Here is a 23,458-nt window from a genome sequence, read left to right on the forward strand (position 1 = left end):
GTAAGGGGAAGATCAGATGCAAGCCAAGCAGAAAGAAACCGTAAAAAAAGTGATCGTCATTGTCCTTTGCGTCTTATTTATAGCGTTGATCGCCTATCTAGGTACTGCTTTTCAACAATACAAGCAGATGACGCAAGATTGGTATGAGCCGCTTCCTCAGGTGAGTGGCTCTTCATTTCCAGACGATACCTCAATCATGCAGGCACCAGGGCTTCCCTCGGATCAGTCCTCCACCCTTACAGCAGAAGAGCTCTATCACAAAGAACAAACCCTTCAGCCCTTTAGTATGATGCTAATTGGTACAGATAGCAGGAAAGGGGAGCGTGCACGTTCGGATACCCTTTTGATAGCTACCATCAATCCATTAACTCAACAAGCTCAATTGATCTCGATTCCTCGTGATACTTATATTAAAATTCCCGGCAAAGGCTTTGACAAAGTAAATCACGCAACTGCCTTTGGTGGACCTGCTCTGTTAAAAAAGACATTGGAAGACTACTTGTCAATCAAGATTGATCGCTATGCCACGATTGACTTTGATGGTTTCCGAAAACTAATTGACGAATTGGGCGGTGTAGAAGTAACCGTCAAGAAACGTATGAAGTATACCGACCCTAGTGATGGAACAAATATTGATCTATATCCGGGCAAACAAGTGCTGGATGGCAAGCAAGCACTAGATTATGCACGCTATCGGAAAAGTGATCTAGGCCACGAAGACAGCGACTACGAACGAATTGCCCGTCAGCAAGAAATCATTCGGGCCTTAGCGAATAAAGGAAGCTCCATAGATGCTTTTTTAAAGGCATTTAAGTTGATGGATATTTTAGGAAAACATATCAAGACAGACCTCACACAAAATGAAATTTCCTCGTTGCTTGTTACCTACTATGATCCTAAACAAAATCACATCACAACAGAAACAATTAAAGGACGTGATGAACGTATTTGGAATCATTCAACACTCGGATGGTACTATCTGGTTTCATTAGGTGAGCGAGAGCGAATCCAAGAAAAAATAAGAAAAGTATTGAAAACGGACGCAACAGAATAAACAGAGTTGTGCTCCTCATTTTTTAGAAAGAAGAAACATGTTAAAACCAAATAGTAGGAGAAGGAAAGGCATAACCATCAGTTGGAGCAGTTCGTTTTGTTTCGTTTTGCCTTTCCTCGCTGGAAAGATTAGTAAAAAAATCTGGAAAAGTCTATCTGTTTAGAATAAAATAGACAATTAAGGAGAGATTGTGAATGTGAAGATGGGAAAGATGAGGTATCAAAGGTTGGAGGGAAAGCGATGTTAATTGCCAAGCCTTGGTTATCTTGTTACCCAGCAGAAGTCCCCGCTACAGTGGAATACCCCCGTGTTCCATTGACTTACTTTTTAGAAAAATCAGCACAAGATTATCCACAAAATTATGCTCTTTCTTTTATGGGAAAGCGCATGACCTATCAAGAACTACTCACCCAATCCTATCGTTTTGCTCATGTATTACGAGCACGAGGCGTACAAAAGGGAGATCGCATTGCCATTATGCTGCCAAATATTCCGCAAACCATAATCGCTTTTTATGGAGCGATATTTGCTGGAGCGGTGGTTGTTATGACCAATCCTTTGTATACAGAACGTGAATTAACACACCAGTTAAACGATTCTGGTGCAGTTGTCATTGTAACCCTCGATCTCTTATACAACCGAGTACTGAATGTGAAGTCAAATACCAAATTACTTCATGTATTTCTAACCAGCATACGAGATTTTTTACCCCCCATGAAGAAAGCGCTTTACCCAATAGCTCAGAAATTTGATAAAAAAGCGGTGCCAGTACCAGCCATTCTCTATCAGGATGGGGTAGTGAATTTTGTGCGCGCTTTAAAGCAGGCACAACCTGATCCCATCCATATTGAAGCAAACTGGGAGGAAGAATTGGCCATCTTGCAATATACAGGTGGAACGACTGGTCTTGCCAAGGGAGTGATGCTTACCCATCGCAATCTGGTGGCAAACGCTGTTCAATGCAAGGCTGTTCTTTATAAGATGAGGCAAGGACAAGAGAAAATTCTAGGAGTCTTACCCTTATTCCATGTTTATGGACTGACTACCGTGATAAATTGCGGAGTTCAGATGGCTGCAGAAATAGTGCTGGTTCCACGTTTCGACGTTAAGCAAATCTTGCAATTAATACAAAAGGAGCGCCCGACTATCTTTCCAGGAGCTCCTACTATGTATATCGGCCTGATTAATCATCCAGACATTAAAAATTATGATTTATCCTCTATTGAGGCCTGTGTTAGTGGTTCTGCTCCGTTGCCTTTAGAAGTACAAGAGCGATTTGAAGAAATTACGGGTGGCAAATTAGTCGAAGGATATGGTCTAACCGAAACCTCTCCTGTTACCCATTCAAATAATCTGTGGGAAAGACGTGTCAATAGCAGCATTGGACTTCCGTGGCCAGATACAGAAGCTTGTATTATTGACCCAGCCACTGATGAAGCAATGCCTCCTAATCAGATTGGTGAATTGGCTGTTCGTGGCCCTCAGATTATGAAGGGGTATTGGAACCGTCCCGAAGATACGGCGATGGTTCTCAAGGATGGCTGGTTACTGACTGGAGATATTGCGTATATGGATGAAGAGGGTTTTTTCTATATCGTTGATCGTAAAAAAGATATGATCATTGCTGGTGGATTTAATATCTATCCTCGTGAGGTGGAAGAAGTTTTGTTTGAACATTCTGCCATTCAAGAGGCTGCGGTAGTCGGTATACCAGATCCATATCGAGGAGAGACGGTTAAAGCCTTTATTGTAGTGAAGGATTCCTATCAGGTGACGGAGGACGAGTTAAATGCATTCTGTCGTCAGCGGTTAGCTAGCTATAAGGTGCCGCGTTCCTACGAATTTAGGGAAGAATTACCTAAAACCATGGTCGGCAAGGTACTTCGTCGTCATTTGCAAGAAGAAGAGAAGAAACGTATGGAATTAGAAAACACTAGTAAATTAGGATAAATCTCTAAAATGTGTCTAAAATGCGACGAAATTCGACGTAAGAAATGATTCTAGCACTTTTCCGGCTAGGAAGAATTGCCTATCTATTCAAACAGAGTTACAATTGTAGCAACGGTTTACCCTGAGATGGGGTAAGCCGTTTTTTATTTGTCTAATGCTTGACAGAGGTGCCTAGGTATTATAAAATTTCCTTGAATGAATATTCATTCATTTATTAAGAATTAAACAAGGACATCTAAGAAAGTAAAATGGAGGGCAACATGGCCAAAAAAACGGGGGAAAAGTATCAAGCCATTATAAATGCAGCCGTCACGGTGATTGCCAAGCACGGTTATCATAACGCGCAGGTATCGCGAATCGCTAAAGAAGCTAAGGTAGCGGACGGGACCATTTATCTCTATTTTAAAAACAAGGATGATGTCCTTATCTCGCTGTTTAACGAGAAGATGGGACAATTTGTAGAGAATTGCCGTGAGTTGACTTCTCAGGCAAACGATGTTTCTGAGAAGGTACGTATTCTCATTCGGAGTCATCTCAGCCAATTGGCGCAGGATCATAACTTAGCGATTGTAACACAAATTGAGTTGCGTCAGATTAATCCTGAGGTAAGTCAGGGTATTGGAGAAGTGTTGAAATCATACTTTAACCTGATTGATGCAGTCGTTCAGGAAGGGATGGACAGCGGTATCTTCCGTTCAGATATTGATGTACGGATGGCACGCACTATGATTTTTGGTACGTTGGATCAGACGGTAACTTCTTGGATTATGAAAGAATGTAAGTACGATCTCGTCTCTCTTGTGGATCCCATTCACAATCTTTTCCTAAAGGGATTCTGCAAAAACTAGACCCCATTCAAGCCTAGGAAATCTCAATACAACGTTTTTGAAATAATCTTGGTTATTTCACTTCAACAAAACTTGTAAAAAGACTTTTGTATAGAGATTTCCTCTGATACAATGTTGCCTAGGTTCTATTTTGTACAAAACTGATCGGGCGCTCATTCATTCGCTCGTTCGGTGTAAAAGGGGGACAAAGCATGTCGTATCCAAATCTTACGCTTGTAACAGAAGGAACTATCGCTATATTGACGATTAACCATCCGCCAGCCAATGCGTTAAATCAAGTTACACTCACCAGTTTGGCTCAGGTTTTAGACGATTTGGAGCAAAATGATCAGATCAGTGCCATTGTTATTACTGGCGAAGGCCGCTTTTTTATCGCAGGTGCTGACATTAAAGAATTTACTGAATTGGCTGAACAGAGTCCACAGCAGGTGGCGGAGCGAGGACAACAATTGTTTCTGCGAATGGAGACTTTTTCTAAACCTATCATTGCTGCAATAAATGGAGCTTGCCTCGGCGGCGGGTTGGAGCTTGCTATGGCGTGCCACATCCGTTATGTAGCAAAGGAAGCGAAGTTAGGGCTACCTGAGCTTAATCTAGGTCTAATCCCCGGATACGGTGGTACTCAACGTTTGCCGCGTCTGATTGGACGAGGAAAAGCTACCCAACTAATACTGACTTCCGATATGATCGATGGTGAAGAAGCTCATGCGATCGGTCTGGCAGAAGCTGTTTATCCAGTGGAACAGTTGTTGGAAGAAAGTAAAAAGCTAGCTTATAAAATTTCAGAAAAGGGTGCGATTTCTGTCAAATACGCACTGGATGCAATTCACAGTGGCGTAGAACTGGGTTTATCTGCTGGAACGAAGCGTGAAGCTGAATTATTTGGTCAGGTATTCACTACTGAAGATATGAAAGAAGGCGTGACTGCTTTTCTTGAAAAGCGCAAACCGCAATTTTCCAATCGATAGGAGGGTTCAACCATGAAAATCTTAGTTGCGATGAAGCAGACCTTTGACACGGAAGAAAAGATCATTATTCAGGACGGTATCATTAGTGATGATGGTGTGGAAACGATTATTAATCCGTATGACGAATATGCCATTGAAGAGGCAATCAAGCTACGCGATGACCTTGGTGGCGAGGTTATTGTAATGACCCTAGGCAAAGATGGAGCCGAAAAAGAATTGCGTACTGCTCTAGCTATGGGAGCTGATCGAGCAGTTTTAGTAGATGATGAATCGTTATTTGGTGATGAATATACGACAGCAAAGGTACTAGCCGCAGTTGCCAAAAAAGAAGGATTCGATCTCATCTTAGGTGGACAAATGGCTGTGGATTCGGGTGCAGGTCAAGGTGGTCCTCGTTTAGCTGAAGAGCTATCCATCAACCATGTTTCAACAGCGGTTAAAATTGACATTGATGGTACTACTGTCCGCGTGGAACGCGATGTGGAAGGAGATATGGAGGTAGTAGAAACCTCCCTACCTGTCCTTATTACGGCGCAACAAGGCTTAAACGAGCCGCGTTATCCATCTCTACCAGGTATCATGAAGGCGAAAAAGAAACCATTGGATCGTCTGTCCGCAGATGATTTGGGGCTTACAGCAGAAGATGTAGCAAGTAAGACGGAGATCGTATATCAATATGTACCAGAAAAGAAAGAAGCAGGTCGTATCTTGTCAGGTGATGTTCCGAGCCAAGTGGCTGAATTAGTGCAACTACTGCGTAACGAAGCAAAAGTGATCTAAGGGAGGACTTCCAAATGAAAAAAGTACTCGTACTAACTGAAGCACGTGATCATCAATTGCGTAACGTTTCCTTGGAGGCATTGGCTGCCGCCCAGATCATAGCAGAGGGTGGCGAAGTAGTAGCTGCTGCATTCGGTAGCGATGCAGATACATATGCCAATGCACTGGGTGAATACGGAGCGACTAGCCTTTATGCAGTAAAAAATGAAACATTAGACCAATATGCTCCCGATGCATATGCACAGGCTATTGTGAAGGTAATTCAAGAGGTGAATCCAGACGCTATCGTGGCAGGACATACAGCGATTGGACGTGATATCGCACCACGGGTTGCTGCTCGATTAGGATTAGGTCTGATCTCAGATGTTACTAGTGTTGAAGCGGGTCCTGTCTTTACTCGACCTATTTATGCAGGGAAAGCATTTCAAAAGCGTATATTCTCCAGTGATAAAGTTTTCGTAACGATCCGTCCGAATAATATTGCTTTGGGAGAAACAAAGTCAGGTCAATCTGCTACAGTGGTCACGGTAGACGTAGAACTAAAAGATTTACGTAGCATTATTAAAGAAGTCGTTCGCAAAACGTCTGGCAAAGTAGATTTATCCGAAGCGAAAGTAATTATCGCAGGTGGCCGTGGCGTTAAGAGTAAAGACGGCTTCCAGCCGCTGGAAGAACTAGCTGAGGTTCTAGGAGCAGCAGTTGGTGCTTCACGTGGAGCTTGCGACGCAGATTATTGCGACTATGCACTGCAAATCGGCCAAACAGGTAAAGTGGTAACTCCTGATTTATATATCGCATGCGGAATTTCCGGGGCTATTCAACACTTGGCAGGAATGTCAAACTCCAAAGTGATTGTGGCTATCAACAAAGATCCTGAAGCCCCTATTTTCCAAGTAGCTGACTATGGCATCGTGGGTGACTTGTTTGAAGTGGTGCCATTACTAACGGAAGAATTCAAAAAGGTAGTAGTAGGCTAAAGTTTAATAAGGGTGGGTGTATAGACTACGGTTGCTTAGTTAGGACCGTAGTTTTTTGCTTTTGACGGGAATTTGGTTTAGATTAAAACGAAGTCAAAAAATAATATTAATGAAGAAATATTAATGAAGAAACAAATAAGAATGGTATGCTGCGAATGAACTATAAAACAAGTGAGTCAGGAGAGGGAGAGATTGCAGCAACTTGTACAAATTTCAAAACGTATTTTATATGTCCCCCCCTATCAGGAAACGGATCGCCCCATTCTAGCAGCGATAGTGGGAGATGAAAAAACACTTTTGATTGATGCGGGTAATTCTTCTAACCATGCGAAGTTATTCCTAGAACAGTTAGGCAAAAAAGGTATCAAAGCTGACTGGTTGGCCCTTACCCATTGGCACTGGGACCATGTATTTGGTTTAAACGAAATGGACATGCCGATCGTTTCACATAGCCAAACACTTCAATATATTAAAGAACTAATGGACCTAACCTGGACAGATTGTGCTTTAGATAAGCGTGTTGAGCTAGGAATAGAAATACCATTTTGTGCAGAGGCAATAAAAAAGGAACTGGGGACGAACCGAGATGTCACTCTGCGATTACCTGAGCTTACATTTGATAGTCGAATGACAATTCATTTAGGTGGGGTAAGCTGTGTAATTGAACATGTGGGAGGAGATCATTCATCTGATTCAAGTCTGATTTATATCCCTGAAGAAAAAGTATTGTTTCTAGGTGATTGCCTATATCCGAATATCTATGCTAAAAAGTGGAATTACACAGTTGAGAAATCACGAAAATTAGTAGAACAGCTTGAAAAATATGATGCGAACATTATTTTTCTATCTCATCAAGAGGCTCCTTTAACAAAAGAGGAGTTTGACGCAGAGCTTCTGCTATTAAAAAATACAGCCTTTTTTACAGAAAAGTTCAAGGGTAATCAAGAAAAAATCAGTAAAGGTATGACTGCACTCTTACATAGAGAATTAAATGAGGATGAGACAGAGACCGTTCGTTTTTTTGTTGATGGATTTGGTAAACTGTAACGAATGGATTCAACCATTTTGTAGCAGGATAAGATAAGAATAGCAATTGTTTTTTCAAAGTATAATGAAAGTATTTTGAGTCATGGTCAATTTTGGCTGTAGATGATATACTTTCAGAAGGCTTTAAGTTATTTTTCTAAGAGTAAAGGAGGATTTTATCCTATGGCTATTACAAATGCGACGGATCAATCTTTTGCACAAGATATCGAACAAGGTACAGTATTGGTAGACTTTTGGGCTCCATGGTGCGGACCTTGCAAAATGATCGCTCCTGTGCTTGAAGATATGGATAATGAAGTCGGCGAAAAGCTGAAAATCGTGAAAGTGAATGTTGACGACAATCCAGAATCTGCTGGTAAATTTGGCGTTATGTCCATCCCGACTTTGATTCTTTTCAAAGACGGTCAACCTGTGGACAAAATGGTTGGTTTTAAACCAAAAGATGCTTTGATGGAAACAATCAACAAACATCTGTAAGGTCGTTGGTAAGATCAAGTGCGTTTGATGCGGAAGTTGCCATCATTCGTTCTAAAAGCCCGGCTCCTAAATAGGAGTGCGGGTTTTTTGTTTTCCACTCTTCCCATATGTTTTCCATCCCAATCTTTATAAGTAGGAAAAAGAGAACAAGTGTGCTAGGATAAAGGGTAGGAAAAAAGACATTTCGGGTTCGGATGAGATTTATAATTTTACATACTCAGGAAGGGAGAACGCGACGTGAGTCAAATAAAAGATAAACTTGCGATATTGCCGGATAAGCCAGGCTGTTATCTAATGAAAAATGCGAATGGCGACATTATCTATGTGGGAAAAGCTAAGGTATTAAAAAATCGCGTTCGTTCCTATTTTACTGGCAGTCATGATGGGAAAACTCAGTTACTAGTAAATGAAATTGCTGATTTTGAATATATTGTGGTCTCTAGTCCAATAGAGGCCCTTATTTTAGAGTGTAATCTGATAAAAAAATATGATCCTCGATACAATATCTTATTAAAAGATGATAAGACGTACCCATATATTAAAATTACTAATGAGGCACATCCGCGTTTGGAGATCACGCGTCGCCTTTTAAAGGATAAAGCGAAGTATTTTGGACCATATCCCAATGCGACAGCTGCTCAGGAAGTAAAGAAGCTATTGGATCGTTTATACCCGCTTCGTAAATGCAAAAATATGCCAAAGCAGGTATGCTTGTATTACCACATGCATCAATGTATGGCACCCTGTGTGTTCGAGGTGGATAAGGCGGAGAACCTACGCATTGTTGATGAGATCGCTAAATTCCTAGATGGTGGTCACAAGGCTACGAAAGAAATCTTAACGGAAAAAATGATGATGGCTGCAGAGAATATGGAGTTTGAACGGGCAAAAGAATTTCGTGACCAAATTCATAATATTGAAGCAGTCATGGAGAAACAAAAGATTACACTGACTGATACGGTTGACCGTGATATCTTTGGTTTTCATACCGATAAAGGCTGGATGTGCGTACAGGTCTTCTATATGCGGGGAGGTAAGCTAATCGAGCGTGATACTAGCTCGTTTCCCTTTTACGGAGATGCCACAGAAGATTTCATGTCGTTTGTTGCACAGTATTATTTTGATAAACAGCAGGCTTTGCCAAAAGAAATTCTACTACCTGAAGAAAGTGAATCGGAGCTAATTTCTGAATGGCTAGGAGTAAAAGTATTAACCCCAAAACGTGGGAAAAAGCATGAATTAATTGATATGGCAAAAGAGAATGCGCGTATTTCCTTAGCAGAGAAATTTGCCTTATTAGCAAAAGATGATGCCCGTACAGTGCAGGCTGTCCATAATTTAGGTAACATTATGGGAATAGGCACCCCTCATCGCATCGAGGCTTTTGATAACTCTAACATACAAGGAACCGAACCTGTGTCGGCCATGGTTGTGTTTACTGATGGGAAACCAGACAAGAAAGAGTACCGGAAATATAAAATAAAAACGGTAGAGGGCCCTGATGATTACGGCTCCATGCGAGAGGTTATTTTGCGGAGATATTCTCGCCTGTTAAAAGAAAATCAACCATTACCTAATCTAATTGTTATTGATGGGGGCAAGGGTCAAATCAGTGCCGCTATGGATGTGCTAGAAAATGAATTAGGGTTGTTCATTCCCGTCTGTGGGCTTGCTAAGGATGAAAAGCATAAAACAGCGATGTTACTCTATGGTGACCCGCCCATGCCTGTAGAGCTTAAGCGGGATAGCCATGAGTTTTATCTGTTGCAACGTGTCCAAGATGAGGTACATCGCTTTGCCATCACCTTTCATCGGCAGGCTCGTTCCAAAACAATGCTTTCTTCACAATTAGATGAGATACCAGGTATAGGAGAGAAGCGACGTAAGAAGTTGTTTCAGCATTTTGGTTCATTGAAAAAGATGCGCGAAGCAACAGTGGAAGATTTCCGTCAGCTTGGTATTGGTGACAAATTAGCAAGAGATATTATTACACATGTAAGAGGATTGAAGGATGATAAATAAGCTCATTTCTTCAGTATTTTATGTAATTGCTTTTTTACAATTAGCTCTATGAATCTCCAGGGTAATATTTTTTTACTAAAGAGTAAGCTTTTGATGCTTTTTCCAATCGGATAACGAAAGGACGGATTAGGAGCTTTTACAATACGTAATACGGTGTGGACTACTTCTTCTGGATCGCCAGAGTGCATGGCGTTGTACTTGGCTTGCCGTTTCAAATACTCTAAAAAGGTATGATAGGGAGACTCAGGTGAGAAAGCTGCTGCTTCTATGCTTTTTTCCCATATATCAGTTCGATATGGCCCAGGCTCTATTAGGACCACCTTGATGCCAAATGGGAGCATTTCTAAGCGTAGAGATTCACTGAAGCCTTCTAGTGCATGTTTGGAGGCGGTGTATGGACCGAGCATAGGGAAGCCAAATTGTCCGCAAATGCTGCTCATATTGATAATGAGACCGCTCCTTTGCTGACGCATGGGCTTTAAAACCGCTTGAGTAGTGGCTACCGCTCCAAAAAAATTGGTTTCAAACTGATTGCGCCAGTCCTCTAGGGGGATTTCTTCAGTAAAACCGCCAGTCGCATAGCCAGCATTGTTAATCAATATGTCTATCTTGCCAAATAGTTGTAGCGTTTGGTCGATGGCCTGCACAATACTATCTTGTTTCGTAACATCTAAGGAGATAATGTGTAAACGATCCTCAATGCTACGGGCTGAAGCCTCTTGAAGAAGAGGCTCTTTTTTTGTTACATCACGCATTGTGGCGATTACTTGATAGCCAGCTTCTGCAAGAGCTATACCAATTTGTTTTCCAAAGCCGCTTGAACACCCAGTGATAAGAACAACAGGCGAGGTGGATTTTGAGTTCAAATGTACGGAGGAAGGAGTTTTATTGTCCGTGTTTGCCTCGGGTTGGTTCTGCAAGGTTTTATTATCTTTCATTAGAAAGCCTCCTTTCATGTTCTATATAAAAAGATACGAAAACTATGCTCATTGTATCACGCTAATATGTTCTTATATCCCTTAACAAAAAGAATTGTAACTGGCAAAGTAACGTGATATAATTCTGAATAATCTCATAAGCAACAACCTCACTTCCCTATACAGGAGTGAGGTAGAGGCGCAAAAACCAAGAGTACCCTCCGGAGATATGGGAATCTATGATGGAGCTGGGAAAGGGGAATTTGCCGAAGTGTGCACGCGATACCCAAGCGGTGCATGCTGGGCTTACGTTGAATAAGCGTAAGACTGTCATTTGCATGTCCTACCCGTCATGCAAATGGAGAGCTATCTCACCGGGCTGCTAGAGCTATTATTACTTGCTTTGGCATTTCCGTGAATCAGGGGAAGGAGGGACCGTGTATGTCCAGTTAGGGCAACGACTAGGTATTTCCTTTGTCGTTGCCTTTTTTGTACTTTAATTAGTAAAAAGCTTTCATTATAAATGAACCAAGGAAGGCATATGATCCAGACTAGCAGAATATACCAGAGGAGAGATTCAAAATGGAAATTGTGGTGCAAAAATACGGGGGAACATCCGTAGGCTCTGCGGAGCGTATTCAAGAGGTAGCACAGAGAATTATCCGTTATAAGGATGCCGGGTATGCCATGGTGGTTGTGGTATCTGCTATGGGAAAAACAACAGATGTGCTGGTCGATTTAGCAAAGGAATTACATGAGAGCCCGCCTGCTCGTGAAATGGATATGCTGCTTGCCACAGGCGAACAGGTTTCCATTGCGTTACTTAGTATGGCCCTACAAAGCAGAGGGTACGAAGCTGTGTCCATGACAGGCTGGCAAGCTGGCATTTTAACGGAAGAGAAGCATGGAAAGGCACGCATTAGTACGATTAACAGTCAACGGATTGAGCAAGAATTACAGCAGGGGAAAATTGTCATCGTAGCAGGTTTCCAAGGAGCTAGCGAAAACGGAGAAATTACAACATTGGGACGGGGCGGGTCTGATACTACAGCGGTAACAATTGCGGCTAGTCTACAGGCTACCTGCTGTGAAATCTACACAGATGTATCAGGGGTATTTACAGCCGATCCGCGCATTGTTTCTCGTGCACAAAAGTTAAGCTCCATTTCATATGATGAGATGCTAGAATTAGCAACTCTAGGGGCTGGTGTGTTGCATCCACGTTCTGTGGAAAGTGCAAAAAAACATCGAGTTCGACTTGTGGTTCGTTCCAGTTTTACAGAAGAAGAGGGAACATTGGTTGAGGAGGAGACAAACATGGAGTTAGGGAAAGTAATCAGCGGAATAGCTCATGACAAAGATGTAGCTTCTATAACGGTTATCGGAATGCCTGTAAAAGTAGGCATGTTATCCTTATTATTTAAAGCATTGGCGGACGCATCAATTAATGTAGATATCATTATTCAAAGCACCTATCATGACAAAGCAAATAATGTTTCCTTTACGATCTCCGCTGACGATTTACATAGAACGCTGGAGACCTTGGCGGCTCATCAGGAGGAGTTAGGCTTTGAGCATGTGGAATATGAATCTGGCCTTGCAAAAGTTTCAATTGTAGGAGCTGGTATGATAACCAATCCGGGGGTTGCAGCCGATATGTTTAGTCATTTATCCAGCCAGGATATTCTCATTCGGATGGTATCTACCTCTGATATTAAGGTATCTTGTGTTATCCCAGCAGAAAAAGTTGCGCAAGCTGTAGCTACACTGCATACGGCGTTTGGATTGGATGTTTCTGCGGATGCTGTCGTGCACGCTTAATTTGTTTTTAAATAAAACAGAATGTAGAGTGTTTCAAATGGACAGGGATAGGATTGGATTAATCAAGGAGCCTGGTGGAGAGACTTCCACCGGGCTTTATGTGTTTTTTCTGAATTCTATTGACAAGTAGTACACTTTTTCAAATAATGGAGGGAAAAACTTTTGGAGAGGGAATTGCCAAATGATCCGAAAACTAACAGAAGCAGATTATGAAGCATTTATGGAATTGGTATCAAAAGAGAGAAGCTTGAACTTATTTCTTATTGGTGATGTAGAAAATTTTGGCTTCTCTACACCTTTTCAAGAGTTATGGGGAGAATGGTCAGCGAGTGACCAGACAAAACTCTCTGCGGTACTCCTGCGGTATTATCACTCGTACGTATTTTATGCTTTGGATAGGTTTGATATCGAAGGGTTCAGTGAAATTATACTTGCTGACAAGAAGCTGGAGGTTTTATCAGGAAAACAAGATTCTTTACAGGACTTTGCAAGCCATCTTCCGAAGCATGAGATCAAAACTACCTATTTTGCAGAATTAGAAGATGACTCTCAACTATCTCAGGATGACATCAAGGGATTTGAGGTAAAAAAAGCCACAGTTCATGATGTCGTAAAAATCGTCAGCCTACGTGATCAGATACAAGAGTTTGGCAGATCTGCTGATGCAGAAGAAGCATTGAAACACACACTGGAAAGCGGTACAGGGAGAACTTATTATGTAGAGGTGAACACAGAAACGGTAGCCTGTGCTTCAACAACAGCCGAGTGTTCGATGGCTGCCATGATTGTTGGTGTTTGTACTCATCCCCTTTATCGTAAGCGGGGGTATGCTAGTGCTTGTATGGTAGCGCTGTGCAGGGATGTTTTGGCGGAAGGGCGAAGCTTGTGCTTGTTTTATGATAACCCAACGGCTGGAGCTATTTATAAACGTTTGGGCTTTCAGGACATTGGAATGTGGACGATGTATCAAATAAAAAGAGAAGAATCCTTTTCGTTGAAATAGATTGACAATTCTTACTCGAAAGAAGTATGATAAACAAAATTATATAGAAATCTCTTATCAAGAGTGGTGGAGGGACTGGCCCGAAGAAACCCGGCAACCCCGCAAGAAGCGGAGAGGTGCTAAATCCAGCAGGCACGCATGAAGTAGTCTGGCAGATAAGAGCGGGTCTAGTCGATACGATCAAACCCCTCTTCTCCGGAAGAGGGGTTTTTTAGCACATATGTACCTGCGCTTTAGGGCATCAAGTGGAAATAGGAGGAATTGTATTGAAAAAAGCAACGATTCACGACCTAGAGTTGGAATGTGGCGAGGTGCTCCGTCAAGTGGAAATCGGATATACGACAAGCGGTACGTACAACTCTGAGCAATCGAATGCAATTTTGGTGTGTCATGCATTAACGGGAGACAGTCAAGTTGTAGGTGATGGTGAAAAGTCAGGCTGGTGGGATGGATTGATTGGGCCAGGGAAAGCGATTGATACCAATTTCTATTACGTGATTTGCGCAAACGTACTAGGTGGTTGCTACGGAACAACAGGGCCTGCAAGTATGAATAGGGAGACTGGAGAGCCATATGCGACTCATTTTCCTGTTGTGACCATCCGGGATATGGTGCGGGCTCAATATAAGCTCATCGAGCAGTTGGGTATCCCGCATCTTTATGCGGTCATAGGTGGTTCGATGGGTGGGATGCAAGTTTATGAGTGGGCAGTTGAATACCCACAGATGATGGATTTGGTGGTACCAGTTGCTACCTGCGCACAGTTATCTGCTATGGCCATCGCTTATAATGATGTGGCAAGGCAAGCGATCTGCAATGATCCTGATTGGAATAATGGTCATTATTATCCGAATCAAGGCCCAATTCGCGGATTATCAACGGCGCGTATGGTCGGCATGATTACATACCGGACAGCCGAATTATTTGAAGAGCGATTTGGTAGGGCTCATCAAGGCACCGTGCATGCCGACTTAGTGGAGACCACTTTTGAAGTGGAGAGCTATTTACGTTATCAAGGAGATAAACTTGTGCAACGGTTTGATGCAAATAGCTACCTCTATCTGCTAAAAGCAATGGATACACACGATATCGGTAGAGGAAGGGATGGAATTGAAAACGCACTGACACGCATCGATGCAAAGGTGGTCTGTATAGCTATTTCCAATGATTTATTGTATCCAATTCCCCATCAGCTTTGGCTATCCTCTACATTAAAGAGACAGGGGAAAAACGTTGATTTTTTTGCGATTGACTCTGTATTTGGTCATGATGGTTTTTTAGTTGAAATAGACAAAATGGCTCAATTGCTAGGGCCTTATTTTCCTGTGAGAGTAAAAGGTCAACAAACATCACAATTAATTGGATAACCAGCTTCTCTGCTCTAAAAAGTAGGTAGGAGATAGATAGGCAACAACAATAATGATTACTAGTAGCTGTTTTATGCGGATATAAGAGCTTGCACGTAAAAACAGGTTGTTACCCTGAGATAACAACCTGAATATGTGCAGTTGGTTCTTTTTTTTTGTCCTTTTCCAGGAGAGTGAGTGTGGCATTTGTCTCACGTTCTAACCAGTTACCAATAGATCCGGCAAGAAAGCCTGTTTCAAACTGTAGGGTACGTTCTAATCGGTTTGTCGTCTGCATGGTAAGATGGGGATGTGTCAGGAGATACTCAATCTGTTTAGCTGTACAAGAGATTAGTTCAAGCTTTCCTAAGCCAAGTTGGATGAAGGCTAATATCAGATCCTCTGCTGCATGTATATGATAGGTCTCCCCTATCTCTTTTCCCATCCAATAAAGAATGGGACCTTCGCAATCTCCCAATAATTCCTGTGTGACTACATTTCGAAAAAAGAGATGACCGGCAAAGGGCATGTTCATTTGTTGCATGCGCTGACGATCATGTGGTGAAAACGTAGGTAAAAGTTGTTGTAAGACATCAGTAGCTTGTCTCACTGTAGCTCGTCCTCCTTTTGTGCATGATTTCTATTCTATGAAGCAAAAAAACATTTATGCTAAGACTAAGAAATTGATAGGAGTAAGATAGGATTGTTATAGATTACAATTAATCTAAGAATGTATTAAGTCTATTCAATTGCTTGACGCTACTAAAAGGTAGGAGTACAATTGTTTTGGTCACATAATTTCCAATCTTTATTCTTTATTTGGACACAACTCGTTTGCGCCCGCGGCTTTTTATACGTTGGATTGACAGACTTTTGAAACCATTTCGCAAACTGGAAACATTTTGTTATTCCTATTGAGAGACTGGTTCTTCGTGCATAGAGGATGTTCTTCCAAAGTGGAAGCGGAGCGGAACATGTGTCTTGCTGAAACCTACAGGGTTAAAGCATAGGTATTGTAAGATAACATTTTCCACACATCAATGAAGGGGGGACCCAGGCATGGCAAGTAAGAAAAACTTCGCTTTGCACAAGCTTCACACTCTACTCGGGTTGTTTCCGATCGGGTTGTTTTTACTGTTCCATTTAACGGCGAACTTTCAAGCAACCAAAGGGCCGGAAGCATTTAACGAAGCGGTTGGTCTAATTGAAAAGGCACCGTTCTTATTGTTTATGGAATTTGCATTCATTTATCTCCCGCTGTTGTTTCACGCCATTTACGGTCTATATCTTGCATTTCAAGCAAAACCTAACAATGGCAACTACTCGTTTTTCCGTAATCAAATGTATCTCTGGCAGCGTATTACAGGTGTTTTCACGCTGATTTTCGTAGCGTGGCATGTGTGGCAAACTCGTATTGCCAAAGCTCTTGGTACCGCCGAAATTAACTATGACCTCATGCATGATATTTTTACTAACCCAGTAATGATAGCGTTTTACGCTGTGGGAGTTCTATCCGCTGTGTTCCACCTTTGCAATGGTGTATGGTCGTTCTTAGTGCATTGGGGCATTACAGTAGGGCCACGTTCACAACGTATGGCAACTTATTTCACCATGATCCTGTTCGTAGCATTATCCTACGTAGGCTTGCGTGCCGTATTTGCATTCGTGTAAGAGAAGGGGGAATAAAACATGGCGAAGGGTAAATTAATTATTGTCGGCGGTGGCTTGGCTGGACTTATGGCGACAATTAAAGCAGCAGAAAAAGGGGTAGCCGTAGAACTTTTTTCCCTAGTTCCGGTTAAGCGCTCTCACTCTGTCTGTGCGCAGGGTGGTATTAACGGAGCTGTTAATACCAAAGGGGAAGGCGACTCTACTTGGGAACACTTTGATGACACGATTTATGGCGGTGACTTCCTAGCAAACCAACCACCAGTAAAAGCAATGTGTGATGCTGCACCTGGTATCATTTATATGCTAGACCGTATGGGAGTTATGTTCAACCGTACTCCAGAAGGTCTGCTAGACTTCCGTCGCTTTGGGGGAACGAAGCATCACCGTACTGCATTTGCTGGAGCCACAACAGGCCAACAATTATTATATGCATTAGATGAGCAAGTACGCCGTTATGAGGCAGAAGGACTTGTGAAAAAATATGAGTACTGGGATTTTTTGGGAGCTGTTCTTGATGATGCTGGTGTCTGTCGTGGGATAACTGCACAAAGCATGCGTTCAGGTGAAATTAAAGCCTTCCATGCGGATGCAGTTATCATGGCGACTGGTGGACCTGGTATTATCTTTGGTAAATCTACTAACTCTATCATTAACACTGGTACAGCAGCATCTGCGTTGTATCAACAAGGTGTCATTTATGCAAACGGCGAATTCATCCAAATTCATCCAACAGCTATTCCTGGTGATGACAAACTACGCCTCATGTCTGAATCAGCTCGTGGTGAAGGCGGACGTATTTGGACGTATAAAGACGGTAAACCATGGTACTTCCTAGAAGAAAAATATCCTGCGTACGGAAACCTCGTACCGCGTGATATTGCGACTCGCGAAATTTTCCATGTCTGTGTAGATATGAAATTGGGCATCAATGGCGAAAACATGGTGTATTTAGACCTGTCCCATAAGGATCCAAAAGAATTGGATGTAAAACTGGGCGGTATCATTGAAATTTATGAAAAATTCGTTGGTGAAGATCCACGTAAAGTACCAATGCGCATATTCCCAGCTGTTCACTATTCCATGGGTGGTATGTGGGTGGATTACAACCAAATGACGAATATCCCAGGCCTATTTGCTGCAGGTGAGTGCGATTATTCTCAACATGGTGGGAACCGTTTGGGTGCGAACTCTCTGTTATCTGCTATTTATGGCGGGATGGTTGCTGGGCCAAATGCAATCAATTATATCAACTCATTGGATAAGCTTTCAGATGATCTTCCAAGTGGCTTGTTTGACAGCTATGCGAAGCAGGAACAAGAGAAATATGACAACATCTTAAAAATGGATGGTACAGAAAATGCGTACGTGATCCATAAAGAGTTGGGCGAGTGGATGACTGATAACGTAACAGTGGTTCGCTACAACGATCGATTGCAAAAAACAGATGATAAGATTTTGGAGCTCATAGAGCGCTACAAAAACATCAACATTCAAGATACCCAACAATGGAGTAACTCTGGAGCACAGTTTACACGTCATTTGTGGAACATGCTTGTTCTAGGGCGTGCTATTACAATCAGTGCCTTGAAACGTGATGAAAGTCGCGGTGCACACTACAAGCCTGATTTCCCTGAGCGTGATGACGAACACTTCATGAAAACGACAATGGCGAAGTATAACCCAGAAACAACTGCGCCAGAAATCTATTATGAAGATATTGACGTCTCTTTAATCAAACCACGTAAGCGTGACTATACCAGTGATAAAAAAGGAGGGAAATGATCATGGCTGATCGTTTAATCCATCTGATCGTTACCCGACAAGACACACCTGATTCCACGCCTTATAAGGAAGAGTTTAAAATTCCATATCGTCCAAATATGAACGTTATTTCAGCGTTAATGGAGATTCAACGCAACCCAGTTAACTCTCAAGGACAGAAGACAAAACCTGTCATTTGGGAATCCAACTGTCTAGAAGAGGTATGCGGTGCTTGCTCAATGGTAATTAACGGAAAACCACGCCAGGCCTGTTCTGCTCTGATTGATAAATTGGAACAACCAGTGCGTATTGAGCCAATGAAAACGTTCTCTGTACAGCGTGACTTAACTGTAGATCGCAGTCGTATGTTCGATGCTTTAAAACGGGTTAAAGCCTGGATTCCTATCGACGGAACTCATGATTTAGGACCGGGACCAAGAATGGCGGAAGTAGATCGCCAATGGGCATACGAATTATCTAAATGTATGACTTGCGGTGTGTGTTTAGAAGCATGCCCGAATGTAAATGATAAATCACCATTTATTGGGGCGTTTGCCATTTCCCAGGTACGTTTATTTAATGAGCATCCAACAGGAAAAATGAACAAGCATGAACGTTTAGAGTCCTTGATGGACGAGGGTGGAATTAGCTACTGCGGTAACTCACAAAACTGCGTACAGTCTTGCCCGAAAGGCATTCCACTGACTACTTCAATTGCTCATATGAACAAAGAAACAACGAAGCATGCCATTAAATCCTTCTTCTTCTCGTAAGAACAAGATAACTACTTACATTTTATACGACGTCACTTCAAAAAAGCCTTCTCCACGTGAGAGGGCTTTTTTTCTTTTTTGCAAAAATTGGTAGTATGCTTTCTCCCCCCTTGTATTGGTAGTGGTGTATACCCATAAGCTTCCTTTGGCAAACTGATGAAGATACTACATGAAGAATTTTCACCAGGAGGGGGCTGCGTATGAAGAAACAAATGATCAAAGTGTTTTGTGCGGGTGCAGTTGTACCGTTGCTATATTATCCGGTCAGTTACGTTGGAGCAGATACCGTTTTACATAACCACAAGACGATTGATAACACGCAGCAAATTATTTCACGTGAGCAAATTCAAAAAGATATTCAGGAGGCAACCAAGGCTTCTTTCCCCAAAAAAACAGTCGGTCATTCCCCGGGCAATCTTTTTAGCATGTTTCAGAACCAAGCAAACGAATGGAATGCTTTAAAGCATGTGATTAAAGGGGAATCGGTGTCTAAAGCTGGAAAATCTACTTTGTCTATGATAGAGGCAGATAAAGCTTGGCAGGAGTTAGGGGTAAAAGGGGAAGGGATGCTGATTTCCATTGTGGATACAGGTATTAATCATAAACACCCGGATTTTCCAGCACCTCATGATAAAAATGCAGCACAACAAAAGGCTGGAACAACACAAAAGGTCATTACCGGATACAATTGGGCCGATCGCAATCAAATAACTCAAGACGTAGGGGAATCTCAGCATGGTGTTCATGTAGCCGGAATTGTAGCTGGAAATGGCAAAGTAAAAGGGGTTGCACCCGAAGCTCAACTGCTTAGCGAAAAGGTTTTTAGCAATTATCAAGGTAGTATTTCTGGTCTTAGTGAATCCATCTTATTTGCGATGACAGATTCTATTGCCAAAAAGGCGGATGTAATCAATCTTAGTCTGGGGTCTTCTGCTGGATATGTAGATGAGACCAATACGGAACAGTATGCAGTCAGAAATGCTGTCGATAGTGGTGTTATCGTTGTCGCAGCAGCTGGCAATGATTCTTATTTTGGTAGTGATAAAGTGAAACGAACCAATCCGGATTACGCAATGATCGGGACACCAGGATTGGCTCCAGATGCGTTTAGCGTTGCATCCGTTAACGCCACTACTTTTGCTGGCAATAGTTTTGCACTTGAAGGAGTAGATCAGCTACCGAGAGTGGTCTATTTGACAGGAATTCCAGTAAGCGGTAGTGCACTACAACCCGAACAGTATTTATCACAGCCACATGAAATGGCATATGTCGGGAAAGGGAAGAAAGAGGATTACAATGTTAGTGTCAAAAATAAAGTAGTTTTAATTGAGCGCGGTGACATAACATTTGATGAAAAGCTACGTCTAGCAAAGGAAGCCGGTGCAGCTGGAGCTCTTATTTATAACAATCAAGCAGGCCCTTTTTTGATGAGTGGCAGTGAGAGTAAAAATATACCAAGTGCTTCTATTTTAAAATCAATGGGCGAGGTTATGGCAACAAAATTAAAAAAAGGCAAAAAGGTAAAAATTACCTTTGATGGCCAATTTGCACAAAATGAATTGCCATATCCAGAAGGTGGAACGATCTCGTCCTTTACCTCTTGGGGACCTACACCAGATTTACAATTTAAACCGGAGATATCCGCACCTGGTGGTGGAATTTTATCTACTGTTTCGCATGACGGATATGGAGTGAAAAGTGGTACATCAATGGCAACCCCGCACGTTGCAGGAGCGATGGCCTTACTAAAGCAGTATTATAAAAAGCAAGGATATGGTTTAGAAGGACGGGAGCTGGTTGAAACCCTAAAAGCAGTAGCCATGAACACAGCTCAGCCCGTACTTGATCCACGTCGTCTTATTTCATCTAAGACAAAAGACGAAAAGCTCCCACCTACTCCTTATTCGCCTCGTGTGCAGGGGGCAGGAATCATGCAAGTGGTTAAAGCAGCGAAAACTCCTGTCGTTATTACTAATAAAGAGGGAAAAGCAGGTGTATCCCTAGGTCAAATCGGTGAGAAACGAACGTTTAGCCTCAGACTTTCTAACAAATTCGGCAAAGAGCCAATTACGTATACACTAAGCGATGAATTCGGTGTGTTAACCGACCAGATAGAGAATGGCTACTTTAGCATGAAGGGAACTCGATTGCCTGGAGCCAAGGTTAAATTCCAAACTCCAAGCGTCACAGTAGCTCCAGGTCAAAAACAAGAAGTTCAGGTGACCATAACTGTGCCAAAGACCGCTCCTAAACAAATGTTTGTAGAAGGATACTTGCTATTTACACCCAAACAAGCTCATGTACCTGCTCTACGAGTTCCTTACTATGGTTTTTATGGAGAGTGGAATGAACCTAGAATCATGGATGCCCCCATGTGGAGCGCTGAGAGTCAGGAAAAGCTGACCAGTGTAAAAACAACATGGTATCACGATAAAGAAAGCGACAAATGGCGTTTTCGAGATGCGTTAGGTGTAAATGGTGTAGATGAGAATGGCCATGTTTTAATCAACTCAGACCATATTGCTTTTTCACCCAATGGAGATGGTCATTACGACAAAGCAGCACCATCCATTACATTCTTACGTAATGCGCGCGAGCTTTCTATTAATGTTACAGATACAACAGGTAAAGTTATTCGATCTCTTGTCAAAGATGCTAAAGTAAATAAATTTGACCAGTCTAAAAAAGGTGATTCCTTTTTCTTTACAGAGAAAGAAGAGTGGGCTTGGGACGGAATGATTTATTCCTCAGATAAAGGGGCCTATATACCGGCGCCTGATGGAGCATATCGATTTGTCATCCGTGCCAAAAATGATGGGATTCACGCAAAATGGCAGACGCTTACGCTACCTGTTCGTGTGGATCGCCAAGCGCCACAAATCACGGCACAGCTAAATAAAAATAAGCTCCAGTGGCAGACGAAAGATAAGGATATTCAGGGTTATCTGCTGTATGTAGACGGGAAAAAAACAGGGGGACCCTATGCACCGACTATTACGCAAGCAGTGGTTAGTCAGCCACACAAAAAAATGACGCTGGTTGCCTATGATTACGCTGGTAACACTTCCTATACTCATATCAATGGACAAAGTGATATGACACCACCGGGCATCGAGTTTCCTGATCAGATCTTTCAACAAATCATGGTTAGCAATCAAAATCATGTGGCTATTCGTGGTACGGTAACGGGTGAAGATATGATGAATCGGGTTAAGCTGACCATCAAAGAACAATCTGTGAAAGTGGAACAAGACGGTCGATTTCAGACTGTACTAGACTTGCCAGAGGGGATACAATATGTGCCCTATAAAGTGACAGACGCGTTTGGTAACACCCGTGAATTTACGCAACGTATCATCGTGGATAAAACACCACCTGTCTTGCAATTTGTTAACGATGGTAACGAGGATATTATGTTTGACGCTACCAGCAAAAAGATCGTGGTCCCTCTTCGCTGGATGTATCGTGATATGAATTACAAAGGAAGAATAAAAATTAATGGTGAAATTATTGCAAGCTGGGAAGAGGATCAAATTGAGAAGCCTGTTCAGAAATACTTTTCGCATCAGATAGCTCTCAAGCATGGTGAGAATAAAATTTTGGTTGAGGCAATGGACGAAGCGAAGAATCTGACAACCCAAGCTGTTATATGCTATGCGGACGCAACGATAGGATCAGTGGTTGTGATGCAGGATCAAAAACGTATTACGTACAAGGCTCTTCCTGCTAAGCCTCTTTCTGTGGGCTTCGCGAAACCTAGCTATAACGATACAGCAGGCTCTACCCTTCAGGTGAGAGGGCGGGTCGTTAAGCAATCTAATACAGAACTATCCTTTTACTATGGTGATCAGCGCCTATATGGTGATGTAAGCGATCAAGGAGATTTTCTGTTAGAAATCCCACGGATAAAAGAAGGAAGAGTGACGATCACGGTAGTGGCACACGATCTTTTAGGGCGTGAGACAAAGGCTCAGGCTATTGTGACGGGAAGTAAATGACAATCACAACGCATAAAGCCTAATCTGCAAGAATAAATGGATGCT

18 protein-coding genes and 2 riboswitches are annotated in these 23,458 nt (G+C 42.3%); of the genes, 16 read left to right on the forward strand and 2 right to left on the reverse strand.

Features of this window, described 5'->3' with window-relative positions; translation table 11 throughout:
* Nucleotides 1-16: 16 nt before the first annotated feature.
* The 9 genes from ACQV1I_RS06395 to uvrC all read left to right on the forward strand — a co-directional run bounded on the left by ACQV1I_RS06395 (nt 17) and on the right by uvrC (nt 10,123).
* Nucleotides 17-1,054: an LCP family protein gene (locus ACQV1I_RS06395; RefSeq protein ID WP_116333135.1), complete on the forward strand. Its 1,038-nt coding sequence runs from the start codon at nt 17-19 to the stop codon at nt 1,052-1,054.
* A gap of 240 nt (nt 1,055-1,294) precedes the next feature.
* The gene (locus ACQV1I_RS06400; RefSeq protein ID WP_116333136.1) at nt 1,295-3,004 is read left to right on the forward strand and encodes an AMP-binding protein; all 1,710 of its coding nucleotides are present in this window, start codon (nt 1,295-1,297) and stop codon (nt 3,002-3,004) included.
* Between the two features lie 260 nt (nt 3,005-3,264).
* On the forward strand, nt 3,265-3,852 hold the full coding sequence (locus ACQV1I_RS06405; protein ID WP_018672839.1) for a TetR/AcrR family transcriptional regulator: 588 nt from the start codon (nt 3,265-3,267) through the stop codon (nt 3,850-3,852).
* A 191-nt stretch (nt 3,853-4,043) separates the two neighbouring features.
* On the forward strand, nt 4,044-4,820 hold the full coding sequence (locus ACQV1I_RS06410) for an enoyl-CoA hydratase (RefSeq protein WP_094701246.1): 777 nt from the start codon (nt 4,044-4,046) through the stop codon (nt 4,818-4,820).
* A gap of 12 nt (nt 4,821-4,832) precedes the next feature.
* A complete protein-coding gene (locus ACQV1I_RS06415) occupies nt 4,833-5,600 on the forward strand; it encodes an electron transfer flavoprotein subunit beta/FixA family protein (protein WP_104030618.1) in 768 nt (255 codons plus the stop codon).
* A gap of 14 nt (nt 5,601-5,614) precedes the next feature.
* Nucleotides 5,615-6,577, forward strand: coding sequence for an electron transfer flavoprotein subunit alpha/FixB family protein (locus tag ACQV1I_RS06420; RefSeq protein ID WP_116333137.1), 963 nt, complete (start codon nt 5,615-5,617; stop codon nt 6,575-6,577).
* A gap of 192 nt (nt 6,578-6,769) precedes the next feature.
* Nucleotides 6,770-7,624 carry an MBL fold metallo-hydrolase gene (locus ACQV1I_RS06425; RefSeq protein WP_116333138.1) on the forward strand — a complete coding sequence of 285 codons (855 nt, stop codon included), beginning with the start codon at nt 6,770-6,772 and terminating at the stop codon, nt 7,622-7,624.
* Nucleotides 7,625-7,786: 162 nt separating this feature from the next.
* Nucleotides 7,787-8,101 carry a thioredoxin gene (gene trxA, locus ACQV1I_RS06430; protein ID WP_018672834.1) on the forward strand — a complete coding sequence of 105 codons (315 nt, stop codon included), beginning with the start codon at nt 7,787-7,789 and terminating at the stop codon, nt 8,099-8,101.
* Between the two features lie 294 nt (nt 8,102-8,395).
* Nucleotides 8,396-10,123, forward strand: coding sequence for an excinuclease ABC subunit UvrC (gene uvrC, locus ACQV1I_RS06435; protein WP_236645698.1), 1,728 nt, complete (start codon nt 8,396-8,398; stop codon nt 10,121-10,123).
* Nucleotides 10,124-10,125: 2 nt separating this feature from the next.
* Here the strand turns inward: uvrC and ACQV1I_RS06440 are convergent, their stop codons facing one another.
* Entirely contained in the window at nt 10,126-11,061 is a 936-nt protein-coding gene (locus ACQV1I_RS06440) for an SDR family oxidoreductase (protein WP_116333140.1), read from the reverse strand.
* A gap of 165 nt (nt 11,062-11,226) precedes the next feature.
* Nucleotides 11,227-11,417: riboswitch (Lysine riboswitch) on the forward strand.
* 205 nt (nt 11,418-11,622) lie between these two features.
* Here ACQV1I_RS06440 and ACQV1I_RS06445 point away from each other — a divergent pair.
* From ACQV1I_RS06445 to metX, 3 genes are all read left to right on the forward strand, one after another.
* Nucleotides 11,623-12,861: an aspartate kinase gene (locus ACQV1I_RS06445; RefSeq protein WP_116333141.1), complete on the forward strand. Its 1,239-nt coding sequence runs from the start codon at nt 11,623-11,625 to the stop codon at nt 12,859-12,861.
* 181 nt (nt 12,862-13,042) lie between these two features.
* A complete protein-coding gene (locus tag ACQV1I_RS06450) occupies nt 13,043-13,864 on the forward strand; it encodes a GNAT family N-acetyltransferase (RefSeq protein ID WP_116333142.1) in 822 nt (273 codons plus the stop codon).
* A gap of 51 nt (nt 13,865-13,915) precedes the next feature.
* Nucleotides 13,916-14,026: riboswitch (SAM riboswitch) on the forward strand.
* Between the two features lie 104 nt (nt 14,027-14,130).
* Entirely contained in the window at nt 14,131-15,231 is a 1,101-nt protein-coding gene (gene metX / locus ACQV1I_RS06455; RefSeq protein ID WP_104067985.1) for a homoserine O-acetyltransferase MetX, read from the forward strand.
* A gap of 109 nt (nt 15,232-15,340) precedes the next feature.
* Here the strand turns inward: metX and ACQV1I_RS06460 are convergent, their stop codons facing one another.
* Nucleotides 15,341-15,820: a DUF2507 domain-containing protein gene (locus ACQV1I_RS06460; RefSeq protein ID WP_018672828.1), complete on the reverse strand. Its 480-nt coding sequence runs from the start codon at nt 15,818-15,820 to the stop codon at nt 15,341-15,343.
* Between the two features lie 449 nt (nt 15,821-16,269).
* On the opposite strand from ACQV1I_RS06460, the gene ACQV1I_RS06465 reads away from it, so the two are divergent.
* The 4 genes from ACQV1I_RS06465 to ACQV1I_RS06480 all read left to right on the forward strand — a co-directional run bounded on the left by ACQV1I_RS06465 (nt 16,270) and on the right by ACQV1I_RS06480 (nt 23,413).
* Nucleotides 16,270-16,881, forward strand: coding sequence for a succinate dehydrogenase cytochrome b558 subunit (locus ACQV1I_RS06465; RefSeq protein ID WP_018672827.1), 612 nt, complete (start codon nt 16,270-16,272; stop codon nt 16,879-16,881).
* Between the two features lie 18 nt (nt 16,882-16,899).
* Nucleotides 16,900-18,663, forward strand: coding sequence for a succinate dehydrogenase flavoprotein subunit (gene sdhA / locus ACQV1I_RS06470; protein WP_094701256.1), 1,764 nt, complete (start codon nt 16,900-16,902; stop codon nt 18,661-18,663).
* Nucleotides 18,664-18,665: 2 nt separating this feature from the next.
* Nucleotides 18,666-19,415 carry a succinate dehydrogenase iron-sulfur subunit gene (gene sdhB, locus ACQV1I_RS06475; protein ID WP_018672825.1) on the forward strand — a complete coding sequence of 250 codons (750 nt, stop codon included), beginning with the start codon at nt 18,666-18,668 and terminating at the stop codon, nt 19,413-19,415.
* Between the two features lie 200 nt (nt 19,416-19,615).
* Nucleotides 19,616-23,413 carry a S8 family serine peptidase gene (locus ACQV1I_RS06480; RefSeq protein ID WP_116333143.1) on the forward strand — a complete coding sequence of 1,266 codons (3,798 nt, stop codon included), beginning with the start codon at nt 19,616-19,618 and terminating at the stop codon, nt 23,411-23,413.
* Nucleotides 23,414-23,458 lie beyond the last annotated feature (45 nt).

The sequence above is a fragment of the Brevibacillus sp. JB24b genome (assembly GCF_051713385.1).
GTDB lineage: Bacteria > Bacillota > Bacilli > Brevibacillales > Brevibacillaceae > Brevibacillus_B > Brevibacillus_B laterosporus.

Bases quoted from the DNA above. Each gene is read 5' to 3' on its own strand.
- sdhB (WP_018672825.1), top strand. From the start codon at position 18,666: ATGGCTGATCGTTTAATCCATCTGATCGTTACCCGACAAGACACACCT.
- ACQV1I_RS06450 (WP_116333142.1), top strand. From the start codon at position 13,043: ATGATCCGAAAACTAACAGAAGCAGATTATGAAGCATTTATGGAATTG.
- uvrC (WP_236645698.1), top strand. From the start codon at position 8,396: ATGAAAAATGCGAATGGCGACATTATCTATGTGGGAAAAGCTAAGGTA.
- ACQV1I_RS06405 (WP_018672839.1), top strand. From the start codon at position 3,265: ATGGCCAAAAAAACGGGGGAAAAGTATCAAGCCATTATAAATGCAGCC.
- ACQV1I_RS06410 (WP_094701246.1), top strand. From the start codon at position 4,044: ATGTCGTATCCAAATCTTACGCTTGTAACAGAAGGAACTATCGCTATA.
- ACQV1I_RS06420 (WP_116333137.1), top strand. From the start codon at position 5,615: ATGAAAAAAGTACTCGTACTAACTGAAGCACGTGATCATCAATTGCGT.
- ACQV1I_RS06480 (WP_116333143.1), top strand. From the start codon at position 19,616: ATGAAGAAACAAATGATCAAAGTGTTTTGTGCGGGTGCAGTTGTACCG.
- ACQV1I_RS06440 (WP_116333140.1), bottom strand. From the start codon at position 11,061: ATGAAAGATAATAAAACCTTGCAGAACCAACCCGAGGCAAACACGGAC.
- sdhA (WP_094701256.1), top strand. From the start codon at position 16,900: ATGGCGAAGGGTAAATTAATTATTGTCGGCGGTGGCTTGGCTGGACTT.
- ACQV1I_RS06400 (WP_116333136.1), top strand. From the start codon at position 1,295: ATGTTAATTGCCAAGCCTTGGTTATCTTGTTACCCAGCAGAAGTCCCC.
- trxA (WP_018672834.1), top strand. From the start codon at position 7,787: ATGGCTATTACAAATGCGACGGATCAATCTTTTGCACAAGATATCGAA.
- ACQV1I_RS06465 (WP_018672827.1), top strand. From the start codon at position 16,270: ATGGCAAGTAAGAAAAACTTCGCTTTGCACAAGCTTCACACTCTACTC.
- ACQV1I_RS06415 (WP_104030618.1), top strand. From the start codon at position 4,833: ATGAAAATCTTAGTTGCGATGAAGCAGACCTTTGACACGGAAGAAAAG.
- ACQV1I_RS06445 (WP_116333141.1), top strand. From the start codon at position 11,623: ATGGAAATTGTGGTGCAAAAATACGGGGGAACATCCGTAGGCTCTGCG.
- ACQV1I_RS06395 (WP_116333135.1), top strand. From the start codon at position 17: ATGCAAGCCAAGCAGAAAGAAACCGTAAAAAAAGTGATCGTCATTGTC.